We start from the raw sequence: 21839 nt of genomic DNA on the forward strand, positions 1-21839 counted from the left end.
CCCAGCTGATTACAAAAAAATATTATCAGGTATTTTTTTCTTCTATGCGTTTGAGTGGGGAGTAATATAGCTTTTTCCACTGTATATTTTTAAAGGAAAAACGCACCTCTTTTTTTTGGGTAGATTCATAGTTTTTTATTAGATTTTTAGCCAAGTTTTCTAATCTTTCGGGATGATGCTTTTCGAAATAATGAGGATTATCAAGAATAACCTTTAGTTGATTTAAAAGGTCAATTAGGTCACCTATGTATTTATTTGTTGAAAAGAAATTAAAATCTTTAAATGCACTTTTAAATAGGGAAAGAAAGTATATAGATATAAAAAGAATTAACATTAATCCTCCAAGACGCATCAATCCCTGAGTTAATGTTAGTTTATTATGTATAAAAATTTGACTGTTAAATGCTGCCCAAGCAGGAATAAAGAAAATAAGGGTTGTGCTAATATTTGAACCTAAAATTTCTAAAATACTCTGTTTTTTGTTGTTATCTAACCTAGTTTGAAGTAATTCAATTAAAGATTCTAGTTTTTTTATGTTTTCTTCCCCGTTCTTTTCTTGTAAAAGCTTACTTGAAAATATAAATTCTTTTAGCAATAATATCCGGAATAATTCCCACTGAGTGCTACGAAATTTAGTTTTATATTCATTTCTAGCAAAAATATTAGAGGGTCTAATAAAAATTATATGTAATATTATAATATTTATTATTACGGCTAATAGTATGAATGAAAAGACTGAGAACGGATCGTTTTCATTAGCTAAAGAAAGAAGATAAGAACTTGTTATAATAAAGAATATGAAACAAATGACGAGGTTAATGACTAATCGCTCAAACACTAAACTGAAATTACTTAATCGTTTTTTGTAGAAATGAATTAATTGTGTTTCAATCAATTTTTTCACCCTTTCTGTAATTATTAATAAAGAATACCTTATATGAACATTATTGTAACATATTGTAAGAAAAAAAGAGTACTCTGAATAACTAATTTTACATTAAATCCGTGTTTAACTTGTATTCAAGATCCTTTTTTAAAACAAATTATTAAGAGTAATAGTCAGATGGGAATATGCAGTTAATGTGAAAACGAAAATGTCCTTGTAACCAAAAATCAATAAGTGAATCACAATTATTAAAATGGGTATCCGAGCAGGAAGTATTTATAATTACAGATGTAAAAGATTCTGGTTCAAATTCCACTGTTATACTAGATGAATGCCTTGAAGTATCTATTTTCAGAATTATGAAGGTTGGGACAGATGAATATCTCTTTAAATTTAGAGAGAGAGATGCTTATTAATTAGTAAAGAATAAGGTGCACTATGGAGGTACTAAAATTAATAAATAGTGGACCAGTAAGAAAAGGAGTAGATATAGTGGATATAATAAATAAACTGAAAGAAGAATATGAAAGATCTCAGCTGATCCTACAAAACTATCAGTTACCCATTATTATTAAAGAAGACTTTCAATATCTTCCCACTTTAAAATCATTGTTAGGTCAATATCTAAAACAAATCAAAAATAGCTTCCTAGTAGATCAAGAAACAAAAATGAAGACTGAAAATAACATAGAAGATATATTAAAAGCAATTGAAGTCTACTACGATGCTAATATATATGAAGCAAGAAAGATAATTTATAATATGCTAAGTAGATATAAAGATGATGATTATATAATATCTAACTTAGATGATTCGCCTGCCTTAAGGGGAGTTACACGGTTTTCTACAAATAGCTACTTTGAACAAGTAGCAGCTGCCCCGCTTTCCTTTTTTAGAGCTAGGGTTAGTAATGAGGATTTTAGTAGAAAAGACTTTTTACATATCCCATTTAATAAAAGGGGATTAGTATCTACACAGCGGTTTAGTATCGCCGGGGTTCCTTGCATGTATTTTGGAGCTACTTCATATGTATGTTGGCTAGAGTTAAAAAAACCAAGATATGATGAGTTTCATATTTCATCTTATACATTGCCTAAAGAATTAAGAGTAATAAATTTAGCTATTACCCAAGGTATAGTTAGTGGGTTTACGATGGGAAATGAACATAAAGAATATGCTATGAGTATGATAGAGTTATTTCCACTTGTAATGGCAACATCTTTTAAAGTCATTGATGGGGAACGAGTATTTAAAAGTGAGTATATTGTTTCTCAATTGATTATGCAATGTTTAACGGAGCTAGGTGTGGAAGGGGTAGCGTATATCTCTAAGCAAATTGAGCATAATGATTTGTCAATTCAGTTAGGTAATGAGAATTTCCCTACGTGTGTAAATTTAGCTATACCCATGAAAAACAATAAGAATAATCAATACAGTGAATTAGCAAAAAAAATCCCACTTACAGAACCAATAAAAATGGATGAATGTATTAGTCTAATTCAGAATGCTTCTTTCAATAAACAGGTTGTAGCTTATCCAAATCTATTTGATAGTCAACTCACGCAGAATGGAGTACGTAGGGATTATAAAACATTAGAATTTAGTGAGATGGATGATTTATTAGTCAATCAAAAACATGTATCTTATAATAACCTTTAGAAAAGTAATTATAACTGTGAATTTAGATTATATAAGTAATATTTAAAATTAGTCTATTATATAATTTTTCTGTTGCAGATTATACAAAAAACTCCCCACTATTAAGGGGAGTTTTTTAGTGATTCTTGAAACTACAGAAGATGTGACAATGGATTTTGTAAAAGATGGAATTAAACAGTATTAAATTCTTAATGTATATCAATTAACACTGTTTGTAAGATTAGAAGTGAATAACACTACCCTAAATATAAGAATTATAATATTTATTAGCCATCCTAATGTTGATCTTAATCATGTTAAAGATGAAAAAAAACTTAACGAGTCTTCATATGGTGATTTTGTAATAACTTCTTCATTAGATATATTAAAACCCAATATTAGTGACTTGAATAAATCGATAAAAAGCGCTAAGTTTGAATTTCGTGATACCGCTATAAAGGACCAAATTATTTCTCAATTTAAAGATAATGAGGGTGAAATTCTTGCGGGGATCATTACAAATCAATTTTCGGAGTATTTAAATGTATTTAAGAAACTTCAGGAAATGTCAGGCTTGTTCAAGTTTTAAAAGTAAATTTAATTTTCTATAATATCGCTAATAAAGTAACGTGAATTTTAATCGGTAATAATTTGAATTTTAAAGAAGACACTTGGTGGGTGTCTTCTTTTTGTGGCCGCATTATCTTATTACATAATTATTTTTCAAACTGCCTTTTTTCTAATCGATCAATAGCTTCACGTTTCTTCTTATTATTAATATTTGTATAGATGCTAGTAACTTCAACGGAGGTATGACCAAGTTGATCACGTAATAATACTAGGTCCTTGTTTTCTTTATAATGATTTGTAGCATAGGTATGTCGTAGTTTGTGGGGGCTGCGCTTCTCATCAAATGCACTCGTATACTTATCGATTAATTTCTGTATAGCTCTAACTGTTAGTTGCGTGAATTTACCTTTATAATTTGTAACAAAAAGTAAATCTTCATTTTCAGGACAGTTATATTTACTAGGACGAACTTTAATATATTCTTGAACGTCATCTAAGCAGGAGCGGGTAGCTAATATGGACGACCTTTTATTGCCTTTACGAGTCACTTTTACCGTTCCCTGACGGAAGTTTATACTAGATATAGTAAGACTAGCTACCTCAGAAACACGAAGTCCAGTACCTAAAATGAGGCTTATGATGGCAATATCTCTTTCTTTATCCCGCTGAAAAAAACTGTGTTTTCGCGGTGATATATCTTTCAACATTTCTCCGTAGTCATTTGCTAAAAATTGAAGAAAGGCTACATCATCTTTTTCATTAAAAATCATGTTCGCAACATCATCTGCTCTTGCGGCTGCATCTACTTTTTCCTTGTGTAGTTCAATTTTCTCCATAACATTACGTGAGATGTAATTTTCCCCGTGTTCATTTTCTGTATTCTGAGCCAAATACTTGAATAGAGATTTTAATGCTGAAAATGTCCTATTGATAGCTCTTGTTTCAATTCCTTCTCCCTGAAGGTATCTTTGAAACGATCTTGCTTCGTTTAAAGGTAAAGTTTCTAGGGTTGTAATAGGTACATCACATATATCCGTGACAACCTTACCATGATCAACAGCAAGCCGATTATTAACAAGCCATTTTAGAAACTTTTCATATTCAGTAATGTAAGCATATAATGTAGCAGGGGAGAGGGCTGTTTTCATTTCTGCGTACTCTATGATATACCAGGGCATTTTATTTTTATGTTTATCTACCAATATTTTAAATTTTTCTTTTTCCTTATTACTCATGCTGTGCACCTCAAATCAAATATCATAAATGAATATTTAAACAAACAATTAAAATTTGTGAGATAGAATGCTATTTTAATAAATGTTTTGCTTACATATTGGACACCTTACTAGTTTTTTGTAAAAGAAGAGAGGTATCAATATATGGTTGATACCTCTACTATACTCAATTTTATTATATTCATCAAACTGTTCGTTAAATACACTTTTAACGAACAGTTTGAATGTACAATTGATAAAAGATTTATGCAACGACTAGAAACACACTAAATTACGCACACTTTCGCTATTTTCCCACCCAAGTGTGCGTAAGAAGAGAAGGGGGTTATTACTCTATTTCTCTAGCAAGGTATTTTGTTAGGGCCATAATACGATCTATCCAATATAATGCTTCAGCTTCGCTTAAATCAGAGTTAATTGTACAACCATGACGAACATCTGGAGTTTTGTCATGGATTAGGTCCCAAATCATTTTTGCATCACTAATAATTTTTCTTGGGATGTTATATTCGGTTTGAATATATTTTATGGCATCTTCAAACTTTTTAGTATTAGAATAATACTTAAGTTGTGCTTCTAAGGCTGATATACTATCTCTTAAAGCATCTTTCCTCGAACGTGTTTCCGAAATTTCTTGTAGCTGTTTCTTAGCCTGTGTTAGATGTTCAATAACGTTTATTTGGTCAGTAGAAACTTCTGTTAAGGCTTCTTCAATAGCATCCGCTCGACTTTCAGTTCCTTCTGCTACCACCCATATACATCCGCTAAACATATGGGATTCTAATAAAAAACCAAATGAATTTTCTTCAAGAACATCATTAATGTCATCAATTTCTATGTCAATTGCTTTCACAATTTCAGCTACAGTGTCCAGTATTCTATCTAAGTTTTTAGATTTTAATTTTCTAATAAATGAATCTAAATCTTCTTGAAGCCAGCCATATCCCGAGTTAGTAGTAGATTTTGTAGGGATATTTTTTGCAATAATATCACAGGCTACTTTAAGAATGCCTGCCGGATATTCATCTGAAATTGCTCTTCCTTCAATTAATCCATGAAATGCATCAAAAAAATCGTTAGGTAAGTGATCATAGTAGTAATTGTCACTTTGATAGTCTTTATAATCAGGGTGTGCTTCTTTGAATTTCATTTTTTTCCTCCTAAATATGTATGATTCTATAACTATATAATTATAATATAAAGGTTTATGAAATTAAAATTCTAAGCATGTATAATATCAGCGTTTTAAAAAACATTTTGCGTTAAATGAAGTTAATTCATCGTCTATAAATTCATAAGTAGCAGGATCCTTACGTTTTTTATTTTTAATAATATCCATTAGCTTTTCCATAAATGATTTGTTATCATCAACTTTTTTAAAATGACAAACTCTACAAATCATATCATTAGTTTCAAATACATTTAATACGAGTTTTTCTTTTCCCAACTTCTTTGCAATACAAGTACGATGCTGGCCATCTCCAAATGCTACATGTCCGCAATTATAAAGATAAGCATTTATTCTTGTATTTTTATTAAACCAATCTTCTTTAATCATATGGGCAGCTAAGAGTCTACAATAGTCAACTGAACCATCACCGAAACGTAGATTTTTTTCGCGTTTTTTTATTTCTTGATACTGTTCATCGGTTAAATGTAAAGAACAAATACCTGTTCGTACTTTAAAGCAATCATATTTTCCTAATCTAAAAGCGTATGAGTATTCTTGAGGATTAATGCTTTTTGTCAAATAGTGTCACTCCCATCCAAATATTAGTAAGTAGATTATATCATATATTTCCCATCATCCAAGTGTTCGTTAAATCAGAATTTAACGAACACTTGTAAATTGTCAGTTAACCTCCCCTCCTACTGCAGAAAAATATAAAACCTGAAAATGGATACTAATTGAACTACTTTTGTTGGGAATTAAACATTTTAAGTTATAAAATTAGTTCCTAATTTCCTATCTTTCTACATTTTTTTCACTATGTTTATTACTATCTATTATCTAAATACATAAAAAAAAACAAGGTATCATCCAGTAAATTCTTGGGCTCATACCTTGTTTTCCTAAATTAATATTTATAGTTGAAATTTGTGCCATGAAATAGTTTTTATTATTTTAACTTTCAATATCTATTATTATATATAAAATAAACTTCCCATTAAGGCCCCTTGTGCTACGTTGTTCACAGTATTTTTATCTTTAGAAATACCTCGTATTAATGATCCAGAATACTCATTATTAAAAATGTAGGTTGCATAATTTATTTCGGTATCTAAATATGATACTTTATCGTTTTCAACATAGGGCATTAGAATTTTTTTTGATTCCACTCTTTCTTGAACAAGGTATTTTCTATTTGATTGAAAAATACCTTCCAACTGTAATTCCCATGTATATTGATCTATTCCTTTTCCTATGATAACACCATCTCCTCCATATCCTCTTAGAGGTTTAAGGACAAAAGCATCTTTTTTCGTTATAAGCAATTTATGTAACAAATAATTTTCCCCTTCGTAATTAACTAATCTATCCTTTTCAAGAAATCTAGACCATGGGATACATCTATTTATAATTTTTCGTTCTTCCTCATTAAACATATATTGATATTGAGAATCAGATAAAAAAGCAAAATTTCCTTTATTACTATATAAATCAGTATGAATTCCATTTATGATAATTAAATTACCTAAAAGATACGGCTCTAAGAGGCGTTTGACTTTCCCAGTATCGCCTTTAATATCATCTAATAAAAAAAGTCGAAATAAAATATCAACTTTCTCCCCTTGAGTAAATAAATTTCCTTCCCTTATCTCTATATTTTCTTGATGACATATCACAGCTTTTATCCCTTCATCTGCAAATAATTGCTGCATTTCCTCATGGGAATATATATACTGCATCATATCAGGGTACCAATCCATTATTCCAAGAGTAACTTGCTTTTTATTTAGTTTATGTTTTTTTATTATATCTTTAAAGACTTTAACTATTTCTTTGTTAGGATCTTTAAATTTCCAATTATCAGAATTGAAAAATCCATCTTTTAATATCAAGTTGTTTAAATTGCCTATTTCAGTTCCACCAACACTACTTTCTACATTGAATTCTATAATTTTATAGCCGTTGTTTTCTATAATCATGTCACTTCTTGCTAACATTCCTTCATTACTATGAAGAGTTGCTTCTAATAACTCTCTTTCTTCTATGCTATATCCTAGTTTTTCAAATAATTGAGCACTATCTTCTTCAGATAAACGTTGAGTAAGCGAAACAATTAGATCTAAGATTTTTTTACAATCAGTATTTATTCTTTCTAATTCTTCTTCCTCCTGGACAATAGGGACGGAAAAAATAGGTGTCTGAGTATTGAAATGAAAAATTTTTTTATCTATAATCTCTGAAAAAACTCTATTGTGATATTTTATAGCGTTTTCTTCATTTTCTTGAAAATATGAAGTTAGATTCTCGGATATTTTTATCATTTTAATATCAACCTACCTTTTGCTAAACTAATACTATGCTCAATAATTTCTTTACATATCTCTCTACCCTCTTCAACAGATAGCGGATACCATCCTGGACAATTATTTACTTCAAAAACATAAAATTGATTATTATACTGAATAATATCTACTCCAGATAAGGATAATCCAATAGCATTAGAAGCTTTTAAAGCAATTTCTTCTAGTAACTCATATTCTTTTACGACTTCAATACTTGCGCCCATTGCCACATTTGCTTTCCAAGTTTTTTCATTAGGGATTCTTCTAAATGCATAAAACACTTGATTTCCCATTGTAGTAACTCGTATATCCCCATCAGGATGAGGAATATATTGCTGTACTAAAAGACTTTTGTACTTAGATAATAGTTTTTCTACAACAGGTAAATAAACCTCAAAATCTTCATTAATTCTTTCTACATCAGTCCCTCCATAACCAAAGGAAGGCTTTATAACTATATTTTTATATGTCATCCATAAATTTTTTATCTCTTCTACTGAATGAACTAGAAAAGTATCTGGGACATTCACGCCACATTTAGTCAATAGTTGCTGAGTAATCATTTTGCTTTCCGACATATAATAATTATTGAAATTTTCATTTACACAATCTGTATACTCTTGAATACTTTTCAATAATTCTAAATCATGTTGATAGTATGCAGGTCTAATTTGTGCTCTTGATATAATAGTATCAAATTCTTTTAAGTCTACATTAAACACTGTTAATTTAAAATTGTTATCTATTACAGTCATTTTGACATCCTGTAGACTGAATAATAAACTATCATAACCCATTTCCTTTGCTATTTGATCCAATTGTTTTGATTCATATTCTTCATGATCCCAACCCATAATTCCAATTTTCATATATTAATCCTCCTAATATCCGATTTTTAATACATATATAACCTACTCTGTTTAAATAAAACCGATGTGTTAACTCCGTATAAAAAACAATTACCCTCTATTTATATTGTTTACGAATGTAAGTTTGAAAAAGAATAAATCAGTAATGACAACATAGTTACGGAGTATATGACCACTATTTTCAAGGTGAATACTAATTTTTCGCTAAAAATTTTTTCTTTGTTTACAGGCTCAGAATGAAACCTTACAAATTAAGGGTTTTAAATAGTTGAAGTGCTCTATCTTCAATTTTTTTTGCATTCATATCCCCTTTACCGACGACCATATATTCAATAGTTTCAGTTCTTTTAAAGTCTTCAGTTAGAATAATTACTCCTTCTTGATATGCCTTTGTTACCAATAAGTCTTCCTGCAGTAATAATTTCAATAATTCTGCAAAACTTTTCCCAGCTTTAATTTTATTTCTAGTAAGAAGTTTGTAATCTTTAGCGTAATTTTCTCCATATAATTTTTGAGCTATAAAATGAATATGACTGCATCCACCATTTCTACCATTAATTTCACTAATCATTAACTTCCCTTCAGTTGTTAATAACCCATCAATATTAATGTTCCCTTCATATCCTCGTTCTCGTGCGACATTTGCTAATGCAGTAGAACTTGAAATGAATTCTGCTAATGTGTAAGGATCCATAGTTGAAGTAGGAATTTCAAAACCATTCCATACTGGTTCCATTCTCATATCTCCAAAATTTAATAATAAAGGACGTAAATTCTGTCTTGAAACGGCAAGTTCCGAATAGTAAACTCCTACCGTTTCATAATAAACTTCCACTACTAATGCTGAGTTACGAAATCCTATTAGTTTGCTCCATAAGTAAGAAACAGTCTCTTCGATAGGTATATTTTGATTGAAATAAATTGTTTCAAAGGCACCTTTAGATTCTTTTTTATCAATATCCTTTGTTAAAACTATATTCCCGTCTCCCCCTGCATTTACATCTTGCTTTACAATAACGGAACCTGTTTTTGTAATTAGGGATAAAATGGATTTTTGAAGTTCCCTACTGGAATAGCAATTCATCCCTTCTGCTACAGGAATATTGTGAGAGGCTGCAATTCTTCTAAACTCTACTTTACTATTTAGTACTTCAGAACCACCTTGTAATAGAAATTCAACTGTATGTGGATATACGTTTGTATTCATACTTTTTGAAAGTTGTGCAACTGCACGATCAAAATAATATGGAAAAATTCCTAAAGTTTCTCCACTTCCTGCTAATTTTTGGACTTTTTCATATAATTTCTCATCTGTTAATACATCAAATGTTAGTAATTTTGTTTCCTCTTCCTCAAAATCATTTGGAGATAATATATGAATCTTATCCGGGTCGATTCTTAGAAGTTTACACATATATTCTTGAAATTCTCTTGAAATAGGATAAGGAAGTAACAGAACATCCCCCTCTTCTACAAACCAACTTAATCTATTTGCGACTATAGATGCACTTGCTAACATGTATGGAGTGTGATTCTTTGTTTCACCTACTAAGGATTCTCCATCTACGTTCCCAATAATAATTTTCCGACCAGATTTTTTTTGATGCTCTAGATTTTTATCTTCCGTCATTAATACTTTCAATTATTAAACCCCCGTTTCTTTCTCCATGTTTAATGAAGTGACATTTTGTTTCGTATTTAGCCTACTAATTAACAAGCAAGTAAAGCATGTAATGCCACAATAAATAACCCATGGATAAATAGAATCCATTTCCATAAGCCACATTCCAGCATAATTTCCTATTAGGGTTCCTCCTGCAAAAGAAAATTCGAACAATCCAAAATATCCTCCAGTATTGTTTCCTTGACTATAGTCTGCAACTGCCATATCAGAACTTGGCAAGATCAATGTTTCTCCCAATGTGAATACAACAATAATTAATACTAACCACACTAAAGAATGAGTTAGTGGAATTAATATAAAACTAGCTGCACAAATTAACATCCCTATTTTTATTAAGTGTAGTGCTTCATGTTTTTCAAAATATTTTCGTAAGAAAAACATGAATATTAGACCCGTTATTCCATTTGCAATAAATATAAAGCTAATATACTTTTCATTTTGGGTAATATTAAACACGTGTATAGGGATAGATATCGTTAATTGTGCAAACATTGCCCAAAATAACATCATTGCAGAAATATATTTCAAATATGCTTTATTACCTATAATTTCTTTTATACTTTTTAATACATTATTAGTTGTGGTTTGTGTTTTAAAGTGTTTATTAAACATGAATAATGTAACAAAAATACAAACTAATACTAAACCACTAATTATAAATGGTGTGGTAGCATCTATTCCCAGTAATAGGGCGGCAAATAACGGTCCTAAAACTGCTCCTGCATTTAATGCCTGATTTAAGTAGGTAAAGATTCTTTTTCGATTTTTTGCATCTTGCGTAGCAAAAATTGATGTAACGGAAGGATCATAAAAAGCCCCTCCTATCCCAGTTAAAGCAGATGCACATATGAGTCCCCAAAAATCAGTAAATACTCCATAACCAATAAATCCAACTGCTCTAATTGCAATACCAATAAACAAGGTAATTCGATGACTAATTCTATCTCCTAATAAACCCGTTACAATAGGAAGAGCTCTACCGCAAATCAAATTCGCAGAGATAATAGTACCAACTTCTATTGGTGTGAATTTGAGAGTAATTGATAGATAAACTACTAAAAAGGGACTGACCATGAAAGTACCAGCATTCATTAAGAATGCTGACACAATCAAAATTTTTATATGGATAGGGAGTTTTTCTTGATATTCCTTCATTTGACCAATTCTTTCTGTGCTAAATTCTTTAGGAATTTTTCTTTATCAATAATAAAACGAGTATGGTATCCTTCTACTACTTTATCGTTGAAATCATAACCTACAACTTTAAAAATCAGCTTTTTTCCACTTACTTCTACAAGCTCACTTTCAATGTTTATAGTATGACCAATTGGAGTAGCAGCTAGATGCTTCATTTCATGCGCGTATCCTACTGTCATTTGATTTGTACCTAATTCACATTGTTCAATTGTTTTCATACAGCTTAATTCAGCCAGCCATAATAATACTGGCGTCGCTAATACCGGTACATCATTTCTCCAATTAGTAGCAAGTTCATGTTCTGATATTTCATGAGTAAACTTACTTTTTAAACCAGCAATTAATTCCATACAACTGCCTCCCGATTCTTATATATTTTTTGCATTTGATTAAACATATTGACCCTTTGAATATCGCTAGTCCCCCCTGCAATTCTAGTTCCTGCAGAATCTTGGAATAACTTAGATATTTGACCTACCATATACCCACTATGACCATGTATTTGCATTACATGTTGTGCTGTCTGGAAAAGAGACTCAGTCCCAATATATTTGGCCATTGAGCACATTAAAGAAGCTTCGTCATCATTTTTTATTAATTTTTCTAAAGCAGAATAAGTAATTAATTTTGTTGTTTCTATGTTCATTTTTATATCTGTTAGCTTCTGTTGTATATATTGATGATTTGCAATTGGAGTTTTAAACGCCACTCTATCATTAGAATATTGCAAACTTTTAAATAACAAACCTTCCATAAATGCAGCAGCAACCAGTCCATATAAAAGTCGATCCAAAGAAATCATATTATATAGAGTCTGCAATCCATCCCCCGGATGACCTAGTACTGATTTATTCGTGATACTTACGTTATTTAAATAAATATCACCCGTTGGACTTGTCCGATTTCCAAACATATCTTCTTTTTCACCAAAACTTAACCCTTCTAGATCTTTTTCTAGGATAAATAAAGTAATATCTTCTTTTCCTAATTCTGGAATTCTTCCGACTAAAACAATGATATCCGCGATTGGTGCATTTGTGATGTGCGATTTTTTCCCATTAAGAATGATTTGATTTGTGTCATATTCACCAGCTGTACGAATTCGTGCTACATCGGATCCACCTGTTGATTCTGTAATAGCGGTTGCACCAATCTTACCGTTCATTAACTCATTTAAATAATAATGTTTTTGCTCTTCTGTTCCATGTAAAAGAAGAACTCGTAAGCAACCAATATGAGCAATTATAGATAATAAAAAACCTAAATCTGTAGAGCGGGATGCTAGTCCTTCAAGAGCTGCCGAGAATTCCCACCAGGACATTCCTAATCCTCCATATTCTTCTGGTACGGGGATTTTCCAAATTCCCTCTTTAGTAATTTGATTCCATGTTTCAAAATCGAACGTTATATTCTGATAACATTCTGCTGCGTTTTCATTTAATGTTGTTCCAAAATGAGTGTATTTTTCTTTCATTGCCTGTTGAACACTATTCCACTGAAATTCCATTATATTTCCTCTTCTCTAGTTATATTTTAATATTGTGAAAAAACTAAAAATTAATTAAAAATTGCACCATAGGTCTAGATGATGGAAATATGTAATTATTTCTTTATGCTGTAAAACACATTTTCTAAACCCTTAGTACATTGATTCCATCATATTAATCAAAAATATGTTCGGTACCTAAATGTAAATCTACTACCGTAGCAAGCGACTGTAATTGTGGACTAGCCATTGAGCAATGAACAATCCCACTATCATAAAATGTCTTGTATAGTCCAGTTTGGAACGAAATAATAGGAATGTTCATATTTAGGTGATTATAGATTTCGATATAATAATTCGTAACCCTATCAGATTCAATAACGACAATATATTCATCGTCTTTTTCAAATTCCACAATTGCATATTTGTCACCTTTCATTCGTACATATTCTTCAATACGATCCCCTATTGAATACAGCGTCTCTTGTAACATTTGTTATTCCTCCAATGCTTTAAAATTTTATTGAAACCAGAAAGTAATCATTTTAGTTATAAACTTTTACAATAATCCCCTCTTGTCTATACATATGTAAAAACAAAAAATATAGTGAACTACAGTATACTTAATGAACTTAAACAATTTTGTTTCCAAATATCCTAAAACAAGAATTTTGTGTATTTTATTCTAAAATAAAACAATACATGGTTTCAAAGGTGCCCTATACTATTTCGGTAAAACTATAAAAAACTACTCATTCTCTACGTCGATGTAACAAAGTGAAGAATCTCTTAATAAATAGATTTTCAATAACCTATTCACTACCTAATTTTCCCTTTAGAATTTTCGTTTTACTATATTACAATTTTTATCACAAATGTATATTTTTTAAAACAATTCTTTTAGAATATTCTATTTTTTCATTAAAATTCTGAAAATACAGATTTTTAATGAAAACTATCCTATCACTTGCTCTATGAACAAAAAAACTTCTTACACTCATGTTTTAATTTTGTGAAATCATATGAACAAGTGAAAAAAAGATTTTCCAAATAGCACATTATATCTATATAGCTTAAATTTTTCTCAATATCACAAATTAAATATGTTTCATATAATGAGAATTGTATATTTGTATATTTCTATCTAACTACTTATCATTACAAAAAACTTCAGTGTTATCTTGCTTAACAAAGTAAAAATATATATAAAAATAAGAATGCCCCCATATGTATTGATGGACATTCTTATAAATTAGATTCTCATGATTCAATTTTATTTTTTTTACGGTGTCGTTGTACTTTTGCTATAGTACCACATGACCTTCCTTTAGGTTCAGATGCATACATTCCACACCAACGTTTACTAGCATTACGAGAGTTATCATAAAAAACCCAACGACAATCGGGACATGCTTTAAGACGCTTCCACTGACTGTGTGCAATGCTTTCTATGATAATTACCAATACCTCACTGAAAAAGTCTTGTTTTTTTCGGGTGTTATATTGAATGTTCTCAGTATCTAAAATAGATATTTCTAAAGGATATTCAGCTAGCCATTTATTTAAACTATCAGTAGTAGTTAGCTCTATTGATGTTCGTAGATCCTGACGAAACCTATGTAGATTTTCTAACTCTCCCGAAAATTTAATATAGTTAAAGTGTTTTAATATAAATTCCTCTACATCTTTTTGAGTATTCAAACGTTCCGTTGGTTTACGTGTATCATTGGGGATTTCCCAAGTATTTAAGAAATCACGAATAATTTCTAATCTTCCTGGTGCTATTTGATTATTAATCAATACCTCTCACCTCATAACTTTTAGGATTGACTTTATTATACAACTGTTGATAACATATTAAAAGAAACATGTTAACCGTTAAAATAAAACAAAGGTTAACGTGTTTCTTCAACTCCATTTAACATAATTTGAAGGGGGGTGATTATTACCGTTGTAGTAGGTAATTATGGTTAGTTTAATAATATGAATTTCTTAGAAAGAACTTTCGCATCTAAAAAACGTTATCAATCATAATTATTCTATAAAAACGGTACTACATACTATTGTTTACAAATAAGGATGTAAACCTTTTATTGAATATTAAGCTTGTTTTTTTAAAAATTATTGCTTGTATTAGAAACAATTAAATTTATTCAACAATATTTAGGAGGTTTTATAATGGAAATCAGTGTTGCTCTAAATCCAGAGGTAATGAAAACTAATATTAATACATCACCGAAACTTATTATTGGTAACGTAGGGGCTGAATCCTTAGTTGGTGAACCTGATAAATTAACTGAAAAGGCTGGATCAATGTGGTCTTCTTTTTCTTATCGCTTAGCTTGGTTACTAGAGAAAGGTGATATTTTACTGATACCAAAGAAAATCTCTAATGAGTTTTTGACTTATATATTATCAATTAAAGGATTGCAACCAGACGATGTACATGTCATAGTGCCAGAAAGTGTCCACCAAAAAGAATTATTAACTTATGAAACTTTAAATAGTCCTAAACTGAAAGAAGAGCTTACAAATCTAATGTCAGGAGAAAACTGGGAAGTTATTCCGTATTTTTTCGATAGATCTGTAGCTCAATTAGTGAAAAATTTGCCAGTTAAAATTAAACCTCATACTTTGGATTATTTCCGACAAGGTGGATCTGAAGTTTTAAATAGTAAAATTGAATATCGCAGAATTGCAGGAGCATATAATATACCTGTTCCAGAGGGATTAAATTGTTATACAACAAAAGAGTTATATCAAGCTATTAAAGAACTTATTGATATAACAGGGTCAGTCATTATAAAACAAGATACAAATGCAAGCGGTCAGGGGAATATAGTAATTACCTATGATAAGAGAAACGAATCACCTGGTGCATATAAAACATTGTGTATTAATCACGAATCTGAATTAGTAGAAATACACACACAAATATGGGGAGATTTGACAGGCGAATTAAATACTAAATTGGTCGTTGAGGCTTACTATGAAACAGTTTCTGTATTCTATGCTGAATTAGAAGTCAAAGAAGGTGTCCTTAGACCTTATTTGTTAAATTTTGGTGATATGAGAATGGAGCCTGTATGGAATGGCTTCGAAATTCCAACTGTCTCTTTGAGACCCTATGCGATAGGTGAATTTATTTCTAACTGTACAAAACTTACTGAGGTTGTTATGCAAAGAGGTTATATAGGATTAATAAATATTGATGGTATTTTAACTAGTGATGGCCAAATCATGATTTCTGAGATCAATGGGAGAACAGGAGGTTCAACCCACGTACATGTCGTTGCTAAGCAACTGTATGGAGAAAACTATGGGGATAAATATACAATATTAACTCAGAATAAAGTTTACATTGGAAACAAAAAATTTGGTGAATTGTTGAAAGAACTTGAAGTAAATAATCTATTGGCTTCAAAAAATAAAGAAGGTGTAGTTCTTTTAAACGATGAAAATCAAAGTAAATCCATTGAATATATGATTATAGGTGAGACCAGAGAAAAAGCTTATGACTTAGAAAAAAAATTCAGAGCATTTCTAGTTAAATTTGCGAATTAATATCTATAGAGGAGAGTATTTCAATGAGTATATTCAGCCTTTCAAAATCATCTGTCTTAAAACCGAATATGTCAAAATCATATCCTATTGTAGAGTATGGAGAAGGAGTATACATATATGATCAAGAGAATAAGAAATATTTAGATGGTTGCTCTGGAGCCATAGTTGCTAATATTGGTCATGGTGTGAAAGAAATTGCACAAATTGCATACGAACAAATCTCTAAAATTGCATTTACATATAGAACGCAATTTACCAATTCGCCTTTGGAAGAATTAGGTGATAAGATTACGAAACTTTCTCCAAATCTTAATCACATCTTTTTTTCTAACAGCGGATCAGAGGCAACAGAAACGGCTTTACGTTTGGCTATTCAATACTGGCAAGAGCTTGGAAAAACGAAAAAAAACATAATCTTATCAAGAAAAATTAGTTATCATGGAGTAACATTAGGTGCCCTTTCTATGTCGGGTAGTGATCGTAGAATGAAGTTTGAAGATATTCTAACTTATAAACCAGCTATTCCAACACCATATTGCTATAGATGCCCATTCTCTAAAGATCCTGAAAATTGTAATTTAGAATGTGCAACTGCTGTAGAATCTGTGATTAAAAAAATCGGAAGTGAAAATATTGCTGGAATTATTATGGAACCGGTTGTAGGAGCATCAGGTGGTGCAATTACACCATCAGATGCCTACTTTAAGATAGTTAGAGATATATGTGATAAGTACGATATCTTATTAATTTGCGACGAAGTAATGACAGGATTAGGTAGAACCGGAGAGTGGTTTGGAATTAATAACTGGAATGTTGAACCTGATATTATCGCCCTTGGTAAAGGAATGAGTGCAGGATATACTCCAATCTCAGGTGTTTTATTTAATCAAAAAATTTATAATGCGATTAATGAGGGGTCTGGAATAGCTGTATATGGGCATACCTATAGCGGAAACCCAGGTTCTGCTGCCATTTCATTAGGCGTTTTAAATTACATTGAATCTAATGATCTTGTAACAAAAGTTCGTAATAAGGAAGAAATAGTAAGAAAGAAATTAAATGAGTTGAAAAATAGGTTTGAATTTATTGGAGATGTCAGAGGGAAAGGTTTATTGTGGGGAGTAGAATTAGTTTCAAGTAGAGAGAAACGCACCCCTTTTTCGAGAAATCTTAATATTGCGGATATTATAGTGGATATGGCTCTAGAAAAAGGATTATTAATTTATCCAGTTAAAAATATGATTAATTATTCCGAAGGAGATGCCTTCTTAATTGCTCCTCCATTTACTATCTCCGAAAGTGAAATGGACGAATTATTTAATATATTAACAGATTCATTAACATGTTTTGAACAGTATTTATTAGAAAAGGGGATAAAATAATGGAAATGAACTGGAGCGAGAAGCAACTCGAATACATTGAAAATTTCAAGAATTTAGGCACGTTAATTTCTGAAAAAACTGAGGAAAATTATTGGAACCACCAATTTGATTTAGATAGTTGGAAAAAAGTTTCAGATGCCGGTTTATGGCGTATTCCGGTACCAGTAGAATATGGAGGGTCGGGTCAGAGTTGGTGGGAATTCGCAGCAGCTTTAGAGGGATTGTCGAAAACTGCAAAAGATTTTGGGTTCCTCCTCTCCACTATCGCTCACATCGGTTGTATTAGGGTGTTATTAAACTACGGGACTGAGGAGCAAAAAAAAATATTTTTACCAAAACTTATGAATCATTCTGTTGGAGCGACAGCAATTACTGAACAAACTGGAGGCTCAGATGTGGCCAGAATTAAGACATCTGGAGAGAAGTATGATAACTTCTATCTCTTAAATGGTAGAAAAGCTCATATTACAAATGCACCTGTAGCTGACATTATGGTTATTGTTGGGCGTATTCCAAAACTCGGAGAAAAGGATATTACATTATTTATTGTTGAAAGAGAATATGATGGCTTAAGTTTTGAACCAGCAGAGGATATGTTAGGTAATCATACAAGTCCAACTGGTGATATTATTCTATCAAACGTTAAAATTGAAGAAAAGAACATTTTAGGTAATAAAGGTGATGGTTTAAATACACTTTATAATATGATTTCTCTAGATAGACTACTATATGGTTTAATTTCAGCTGGTTATTCAGAGCATATTTTAGAGCAATGTATGAACTATGCAAAAGAACGTACAGCCTTCAAATCACCAATTATTGATAAGCAATATATCCAACAATTACTTGTTGAAATAAAAGTTAATATGGAATCAAGCCGATGGACCTCATATGGAGCACTTCAAAAATTAATTAATGATGATCCTGAAGCATCTATGATGTGTTCTCTAGCCAAATTAGTTGGTAGTGAGGGCCTATATAAAAATACAGAAAATGCTATTCGTTTACATGGACACAAAGGGTATATGAAAGGTGAAATATCGCGTAAATTCTGTGACGCATTTGGAACAGTGATAGCTGGAGGTACAAGTGATATACAAAGGATTAATATTTTCCAACAATTAAATAGACTATCTAAACAGGAGGAATTAAATTATGAACTTTCAAATTGATTCTTTAGGAAAATATGAATATGTAGTTCAAGAAAAGGATTTAGCAAGTAACTGGGAAAATGACGTAGAAGTATTAGCAACCCCTGTTTTACTGTGGTTAGCAGAAGTGGCATGTATGGAGGCTATTAAAAACCAAATTGAAGAAAATTATATGTCTTTAGGGTTAGGTCATTATGAAATGAAGCATTTGGCCCCATCTCTTCATAATGAAAAAGTAACAATTAATTCAAAGTTAATTAAAGCTGATAAAAACAAATTGTTATTTGAAGTTGAGGCCTTCGATGAAAGCAATAAAATATTAAGTGGTTTTCATGAAAGAGCTGTTGTTAAAAAAGAAAAATTCTCAAAAAAATTAGATGAAAAAAGAGAGGCAGTAAAAATCAATGGTTAATGAAAGAATTCCTGTACCCATCAAGATATTGCTTACAGCGGTTTTATTTATGAATACAGGAAGTTTTATGATAATGCCTTTTTTAGCAATACATTTAACAAATGATCTCCACTTCTCTTCTTGGGAAGTGGGAACCATTTTAACTACAATTCTTGTTTCACAAAGAGGATTGCCAATATTTACAGGCTTTATAGGTGATCGAGTAAGCCATACAATAAATGTACTTCTAGGGGTTGTAATAAGAGCAGGCGGCTTTGGACTATTTGTTTTTGCGAATGGATTTTGGTCTGTAAGTATTGCAGCATTTTTTATTGGTTTAGGTGGAGCGTTATTTGATCCATCTATCACCGCCTTTTTCACTTCTCAAAAAGAAGAGCTACGAAAGAAAATATTTACGTATTTTAATCAAATGCTTAATGCAGGTGTAATTGTAGGACCTTTAGTTGGGGCATTATTGGTTCAATTTGATCCGGTATACCCATTTACTATTGCGAGTGTTGCTATGCTACTTTTAGCATTCATTCTTTTTGTCTATCGTAATAAGTATCCTAAGACTATAAAAGATACTAAAAAAATATTGGCAAGTTTAAAAGATACGGCTTCAAATAAATTATTTTTACTATTTATTTGCATAATGCCTTTATTTTGGATTATGTTTGTTCAATTAAATATTTCTTTTCCAGTCAAAGCATATGATTTAACTGATAATAAACAATTAGTAAGTTCTATCTTCATTTTAAATGGCGTCTCTGGATTGTTATTAATGTTTTTGCTAAGAAAAATATTTATTAGTAAGCACCCCATGATTATGGTTAAACTAGGAGTTTTAATTATGGGATTTTCTATTGGTGCTATCCCACTAATTTCATCAATCTATTGGATGTTATTTTGTATATTTCTGTATACTCTTGGAGAAACACTTGCCCTTCCAGGTGCAGAAATGACTGTTGCACAGTTTAGTAGCAACAAGCCAGCGGGTTTATTTTTCGGGATTTTTCAAGCCTTTTGGGCCTTCGGAGGAACTATAGGTAATTACCTTGGAGCTTGGTTGAATAAATTTAATCACATTTCTCTGTATTGGTTAATATTTTTAGCGATTGGGATCTTGGCTTCTATATTGTTCCATATAGTTCATCAAAAGATGGAACAACCCCTTCCTTCTTCAAAAAAACAAAATATAAGTATTTAAATATAGTAAATCAAAGAGGGATTTAACGATTGAATACTATAAGTAACAAAGCACTGATAACATATTATCAGTGCTTTGTTATTTTAAAAGAAAATATCTTCCTACTATTATTATGTGATTATTTATATATAATTTAAATTATAGTAATTTTCTACAAAAACTGTATCATCAACAATCTTACTATCTGTTAAACAGAAATTAACTCATCTAAAATAATTGTATTCGTTAAATGGGAATTTAACGAATAGTTGGATGATATGAGTTAGTCCCCCTTTCTATCTCAGATGTTGTACAAAGACATGAAACTATAAACTATTTAGACAAGAAAGTCTAAACTTTCATTTTTGGGACTTGCTTGGGCCAAGAAAATCCAAACTAAAATTTTATAGATTTACAGAACTAAATACATGTAATCTTGTGTGAACGTATAGGTTTAAATACTACGTTACTTTTATTTATAAAAAAAGCATCCTAAGATGCCTATCTATTCTGTAACAAATTTAAATACATAGTACATAAAAAATAGACAAGATAGATAGGCTAGCCTGCCAGCAATTGATTCTCTCATAAATTTCATAAGTATGACTTTGACAAGCAATGCTAAGAATAACGGTATAAACAGTACCATAGCAAGTTTAATTGCTATGTCATTTATTGTTGGATTAAATGGTTCAAAATTAATTATAATATTCACTTACCCTTCTGTTATCTTTTTATTTATATAAAATAATTATATAAATAAAATCACTGCAAAGATACTATAAGGTTCCTTCCTCCAACTGAACCACCTTAATTTTAATCGGTTCTGGTGCAAATATAGGACACATTTCAAGGAACAATCAGGATTCCTACTGAAATTGTTCTTTTTTATCATATGCATGGCTTCTACTCCTATATGATATTACCCTATATAACAAAAAAAGCACGGCTATGATTTCTAGGAGCATTGAAAATGTTCTATCGTACAAAATTCACTTTCATAAATAGAACATAAAATAAAAGACCTTGCTACAAAAAATAGCACGGTCTAGATATAGTAAAATGAGCACCTTTGATATTTATA

At 30.7% G+C, this 21839-nt stretch carries 19 protein-coding genes; 6 read left to right on the plus strand and 13 right to left on the minus strand.

What is annotated here, in order from left to right:
• Window positions 1–25: 25 nt before the first annotated feature.
• Window positions 26–904: a hypothetical protein gene (locus DN408_RS13145; RefSeq protein ID WP_147740180.1), complete on the minus strand. Its 879-nt coding sequence runs from the start codon at window positions 902–904 to the stop codon at window positions 26–28.
• 420 nt (window positions 905–1324) lie between these two features.
• Here DN408_RS13145 and DN408_RS13150 point away from each other — a divergent pair, with 420 nt between their 5' ends.
• Window positions 1325–2545, plus strand: a complete 1221-nt coding sequence (locus tag DN408_RS13150; RefSeq protein ID WP_235712310.1) for an RES domain-containing protein — start codon at window positions 1325–1327, stop codon at window positions 2543–2545.
• A 695-nt stretch (window positions 2546–3240) separates the two neighbouring features.
• Here the strand turns inward: DN408_RS13150 and xerS are convergent.
• The 11 genes from xerS to DN408_RS13205 form a co-directional block, all read right to left on the minus strand.
• Entirely contained in the window at window positions 3241–4329 is a 1089-nt protein-coding gene (xerS, locus tag DN408_RS13155) for a tyrosine recombinase XerS (RefSeq protein ID WP_147740181.1), read from the minus strand.
• A 328-nt stretch (window positions 4330–4657) separates the two neighbouring features.
• Window positions 4658–5479, minus strand: a complete 822-nt coding sequence (locus DN408_RS13160) for a hypothetical protein (RefSeq protein ID WP_147740182.1) — start codon at window positions 5477–5479, stop codon at window positions 4658–4660.
• An 87-nt stretch (window positions 5480–5566) separates the two neighbouring features.
• Window positions 5567–6079 carry a hypothetical protein gene (locus DN408_RS13165; protein ID WP_147740183.1) on the minus strand — a complete coding sequence of 171 codons (513 nt, stop codon included), beginning with the start codon at window positions 6077–6079 and terminating at the stop codon, window positions 5567–5569.
• A gap of 395 nt (window positions 6080–6474) precedes the next feature.
• Window positions 6475–7821, minus strand: coding sequence for a glutathionylspermidine synthase family protein (locus DN408_RS13170; protein ID WP_147740184.1), 1347 nt, complete (start codon window positions 7819–7821; stop codon window positions 6475–6477).
• Entirely contained in the window at window positions 7818–8711 is an 894-nt protein-coding gene (locus DN408_RS13175) for an ATP-grasp domain-containing protein (RefSeq protein ID WP_147740185.1), read from the minus strand. Before DN408_RS13175 ends, DN408_RS13170 begins: the two co-directional genes overlap by 4 nt.
• Before the next feature lie 244 nt (window positions 8712–8955).
• Entirely contained in the window at window positions 8956–10353 is a 1398-nt protein-coding gene (locus DN408_RS13180; RefSeq protein WP_147740186.1) for a preATP grasp domain-containing protein, read from the minus strand.
• A 3-nt stretch (window positions 10354–10356) separates the two neighbouring features.
• Window positions 10357–11550: an MDR family MFS transporter gene (locus DN408_RS13185; protein WP_147740187.1), complete on the minus strand. Its 1194-nt coding sequence runs from the start codon at window positions 11548–11550 to the stop codon at window positions 10357–10359.
• Entirely contained in the window at window positions 11547–11942 is a 396-nt protein-coding gene (locus DN408_RS13190; RefSeq protein ID WP_147740188.1) for a thioesterase family protein, read from the minus strand. Before DN408_RS13190 ends, DN408_RS13185 begins: the two co-directional genes overlap by 4 nt.
• Window positions 11933–13099 (minus strand): acyl-CoA dehydrogenase family protein, encoded by a 1167-nt coding sequence (locus DN408_RS13195; protein WP_147740189.1) that lies wholly within the window; start codon window positions 13097–13099, stop codon window positions 11933–11935. Before DN408_RS13195 ends, DN408_RS13190 begins: the two co-directional genes overlap by 10 nt.
• A 154-nt stretch (window positions 13100–13253) precedes the next feature.
• A complete protein-coding gene (locus DN408_RS13200) occupies window positions 13254–13571 on the minus strand; it encodes a hypothetical protein (protein ID WP_147740190.1) in 318 nt (105 codons plus the stop codon).
• Between the two features lie 767 nt (window positions 13572–14338).
• Window positions 14339–14878, minus strand: a complete 540-nt coding sequence (locus DN408_RS13205; RefSeq protein WP_147740191.1) for a CGNR zinc finger domain-containing protein — start codon at window positions 14876–14878, stop codon at window positions 14339–14341.
• A 378-nt stretch (window positions 14879–15256) separates the two neighbouring features.
• Between DN408_RS13205 and DN408_RS13210 the strand changes: the two genes are divergently transcribed.
• From DN408_RS13210 to DN408_RS13230, 5 genes are read left to right on the plus strand one after another with little or no spacing between them, the layout of a single operon-like run.
• The gene (locus DN408_RS13210; RefSeq protein ID WP_147740192.1) at window positions 15257–16642 is read left to right on the plus strand and encodes a preATP grasp domain-containing protein; all 1386 of its coding nucleotides are present in this window, start codon (window positions 15257–15259) and stop codon (window positions 16640–16642) included.
• A gap of 23 nt (window positions 16643–16665) precedes the next feature.
• A complete protein-coding gene (locus DN408_RS13215; RefSeq protein ID WP_147740193.1) occupies window positions 16666–18024 on the plus strand; it encodes an aspartate aminotransferase family protein in 1359 nt (452 codons plus the stop codon).
• Complete coding sequence (locus DN408_RS13220) at window positions 18024–19196, plus strand: acyl-CoA dehydrogenase family protein (protein ID WP_147740194.1); 1173 nt, start codon at window positions 18024–18026, stop codon at window positions 19194–19196. Before DN408_RS13215 ends, DN408_RS13220 begins: the two co-directional genes overlap by 1 nt.
• Entirely contained in the window at window positions 19180–19587 is a 408-nt protein-coding gene (locus DN408_RS13225) for a thioesterase family protein (protein WP_002169840.1), read from the plus strand. The genes DN408_RS13220 and DN408_RS13225 overlap by 17 nt, the downstream gene beginning before the upstream one ends.
• A complete protein-coding gene (locus tag DN408_RS13230) occupies window positions 19580–20776 on the plus strand; it encodes an MDR family MFS transporter (RefSeq protein WP_147740195.1) in 1197 nt (398 codons plus the stop codon). Before DN408_RS13225 ends, DN408_RS13230 begins: the two co-directional genes overlap by 8 nt.
• A gap of 484 nt (window positions 20777–21260) precedes the next feature.
• Here DN408_RS13230 and DN408_RS31980 read toward each other — a convergent pair whose 3' ends face one another.
• Window positions 21261–21470 carry a hypothetical protein gene (locus tag DN408_RS31980; RefSeq protein ID WP_001021331.1) on the minus strand — a complete coding sequence of 70 codons (210 nt, stop codon included), beginning with the start codon at window positions 21468–21470 and terminating at the stop codon, window positions 21261–21263.
• Window positions 21471–21839 lie beyond the last annotated feature (369 nt).

This window comes from Bacillus sp. AR13-1 (genome assembly GCF_008042285.1).
Taxonomy (GTDB): Bacteria; Bacillota; Bacilli; order Bacillales; family Bacillaceae_G; genus Bacillus_A; species Bacillus_A mycoides.

Coding starts and splice junctions, on each gene's coding strand:
- DN408_RS13150 (WP_235712310.1), top strand. CDS start 1,325: ATGGAGGTACTAAAATTAATAAATAGTGGACCAGTAAGAAAAGGAGTA.
- xerS (WP_147740181.1), bottom strand. CDS start 4,329: ATGAGTAATAAGGAAAAAGAAAAATTTAAAATATTGGTAGATAAACAT.
- DN408_RS13160 (WP_147740182.1), bottom strand. CDS start 5,479: ATGAAATTCAAAGAAGCACACCCTGATTATAAAGACTATCAAAGTGAC.
- DN408_RS13170 (WP_147740184.1), bottom strand. CDS start 7,821: ATGATAAAAATATCCGAGAATCTAACTTCATATTTTCAAGAAAATGAA.
- DN408_RS13175 (WP_147740185.1), bottom strand. CDS start 8,711: ATGAAAATTGGAATTATGGGTTGGGATCATGAAGAATATGAATCAAAA.
- DN408_RS13185 (WP_147740187.1), bottom strand. CDS start 11,550: ATGAAGGAATATCAAGAAAAACTCCCTATCCATATAAAAATTTTGATT.
- DN408_RS13190 (WP_147740188.1), bottom strand. CDS start 11,942: ATGGAATTAATTGCTGGTTTAAAAAGTAAGTTTACTCATGAAATATCA.
- DN408_RS13195 (WP_147740189.1), bottom strand. CDS start 13,099: ATGGAATTTCAGTGGAATAGTGTTCAACAGGCAATGAAAGAAAAATAC.
- DN408_RS13200 (WP_147740190.1), bottom strand. CDS start 13,571: ATGTTACAAGAGACGCTGTATTCAATAGGGGATCGTATTGAAGAATAT.
- DN408_RS13210 (WP_147740192.1), top strand. CDS start 15,257: ATGGAAATCAGTGTTGCTCTAAATCCAGAGGTAATGAAAACTAATATT.
- DN408_RS13215 (WP_147740193.1), top strand. CDS start 16,666: ATGAGTATATTCAGCCTTTCAAAATCATCTGTCTTAAAACCGAATATG.
- DN408_RS13220 (WP_147740194.1), top strand. CDS start 18,024: ATGGAAATGAACTGGAGCGAGAAGCAACTCGAATACATTGAAAATTTC.
- DN408_RS13225 (WP_002169840.1), top strand. CDS start 19,180: ATGAACTTTCAAATTGATTCTTTAGGAAAATATGAATATGTAGTTCAA.
- DN408_RS13230 (WP_147740195.1), top strand. CDS start 19,580: ATGGTTAATGAAAGAATTCCTGTACCCATCAAGATATTGCTTACAGCG.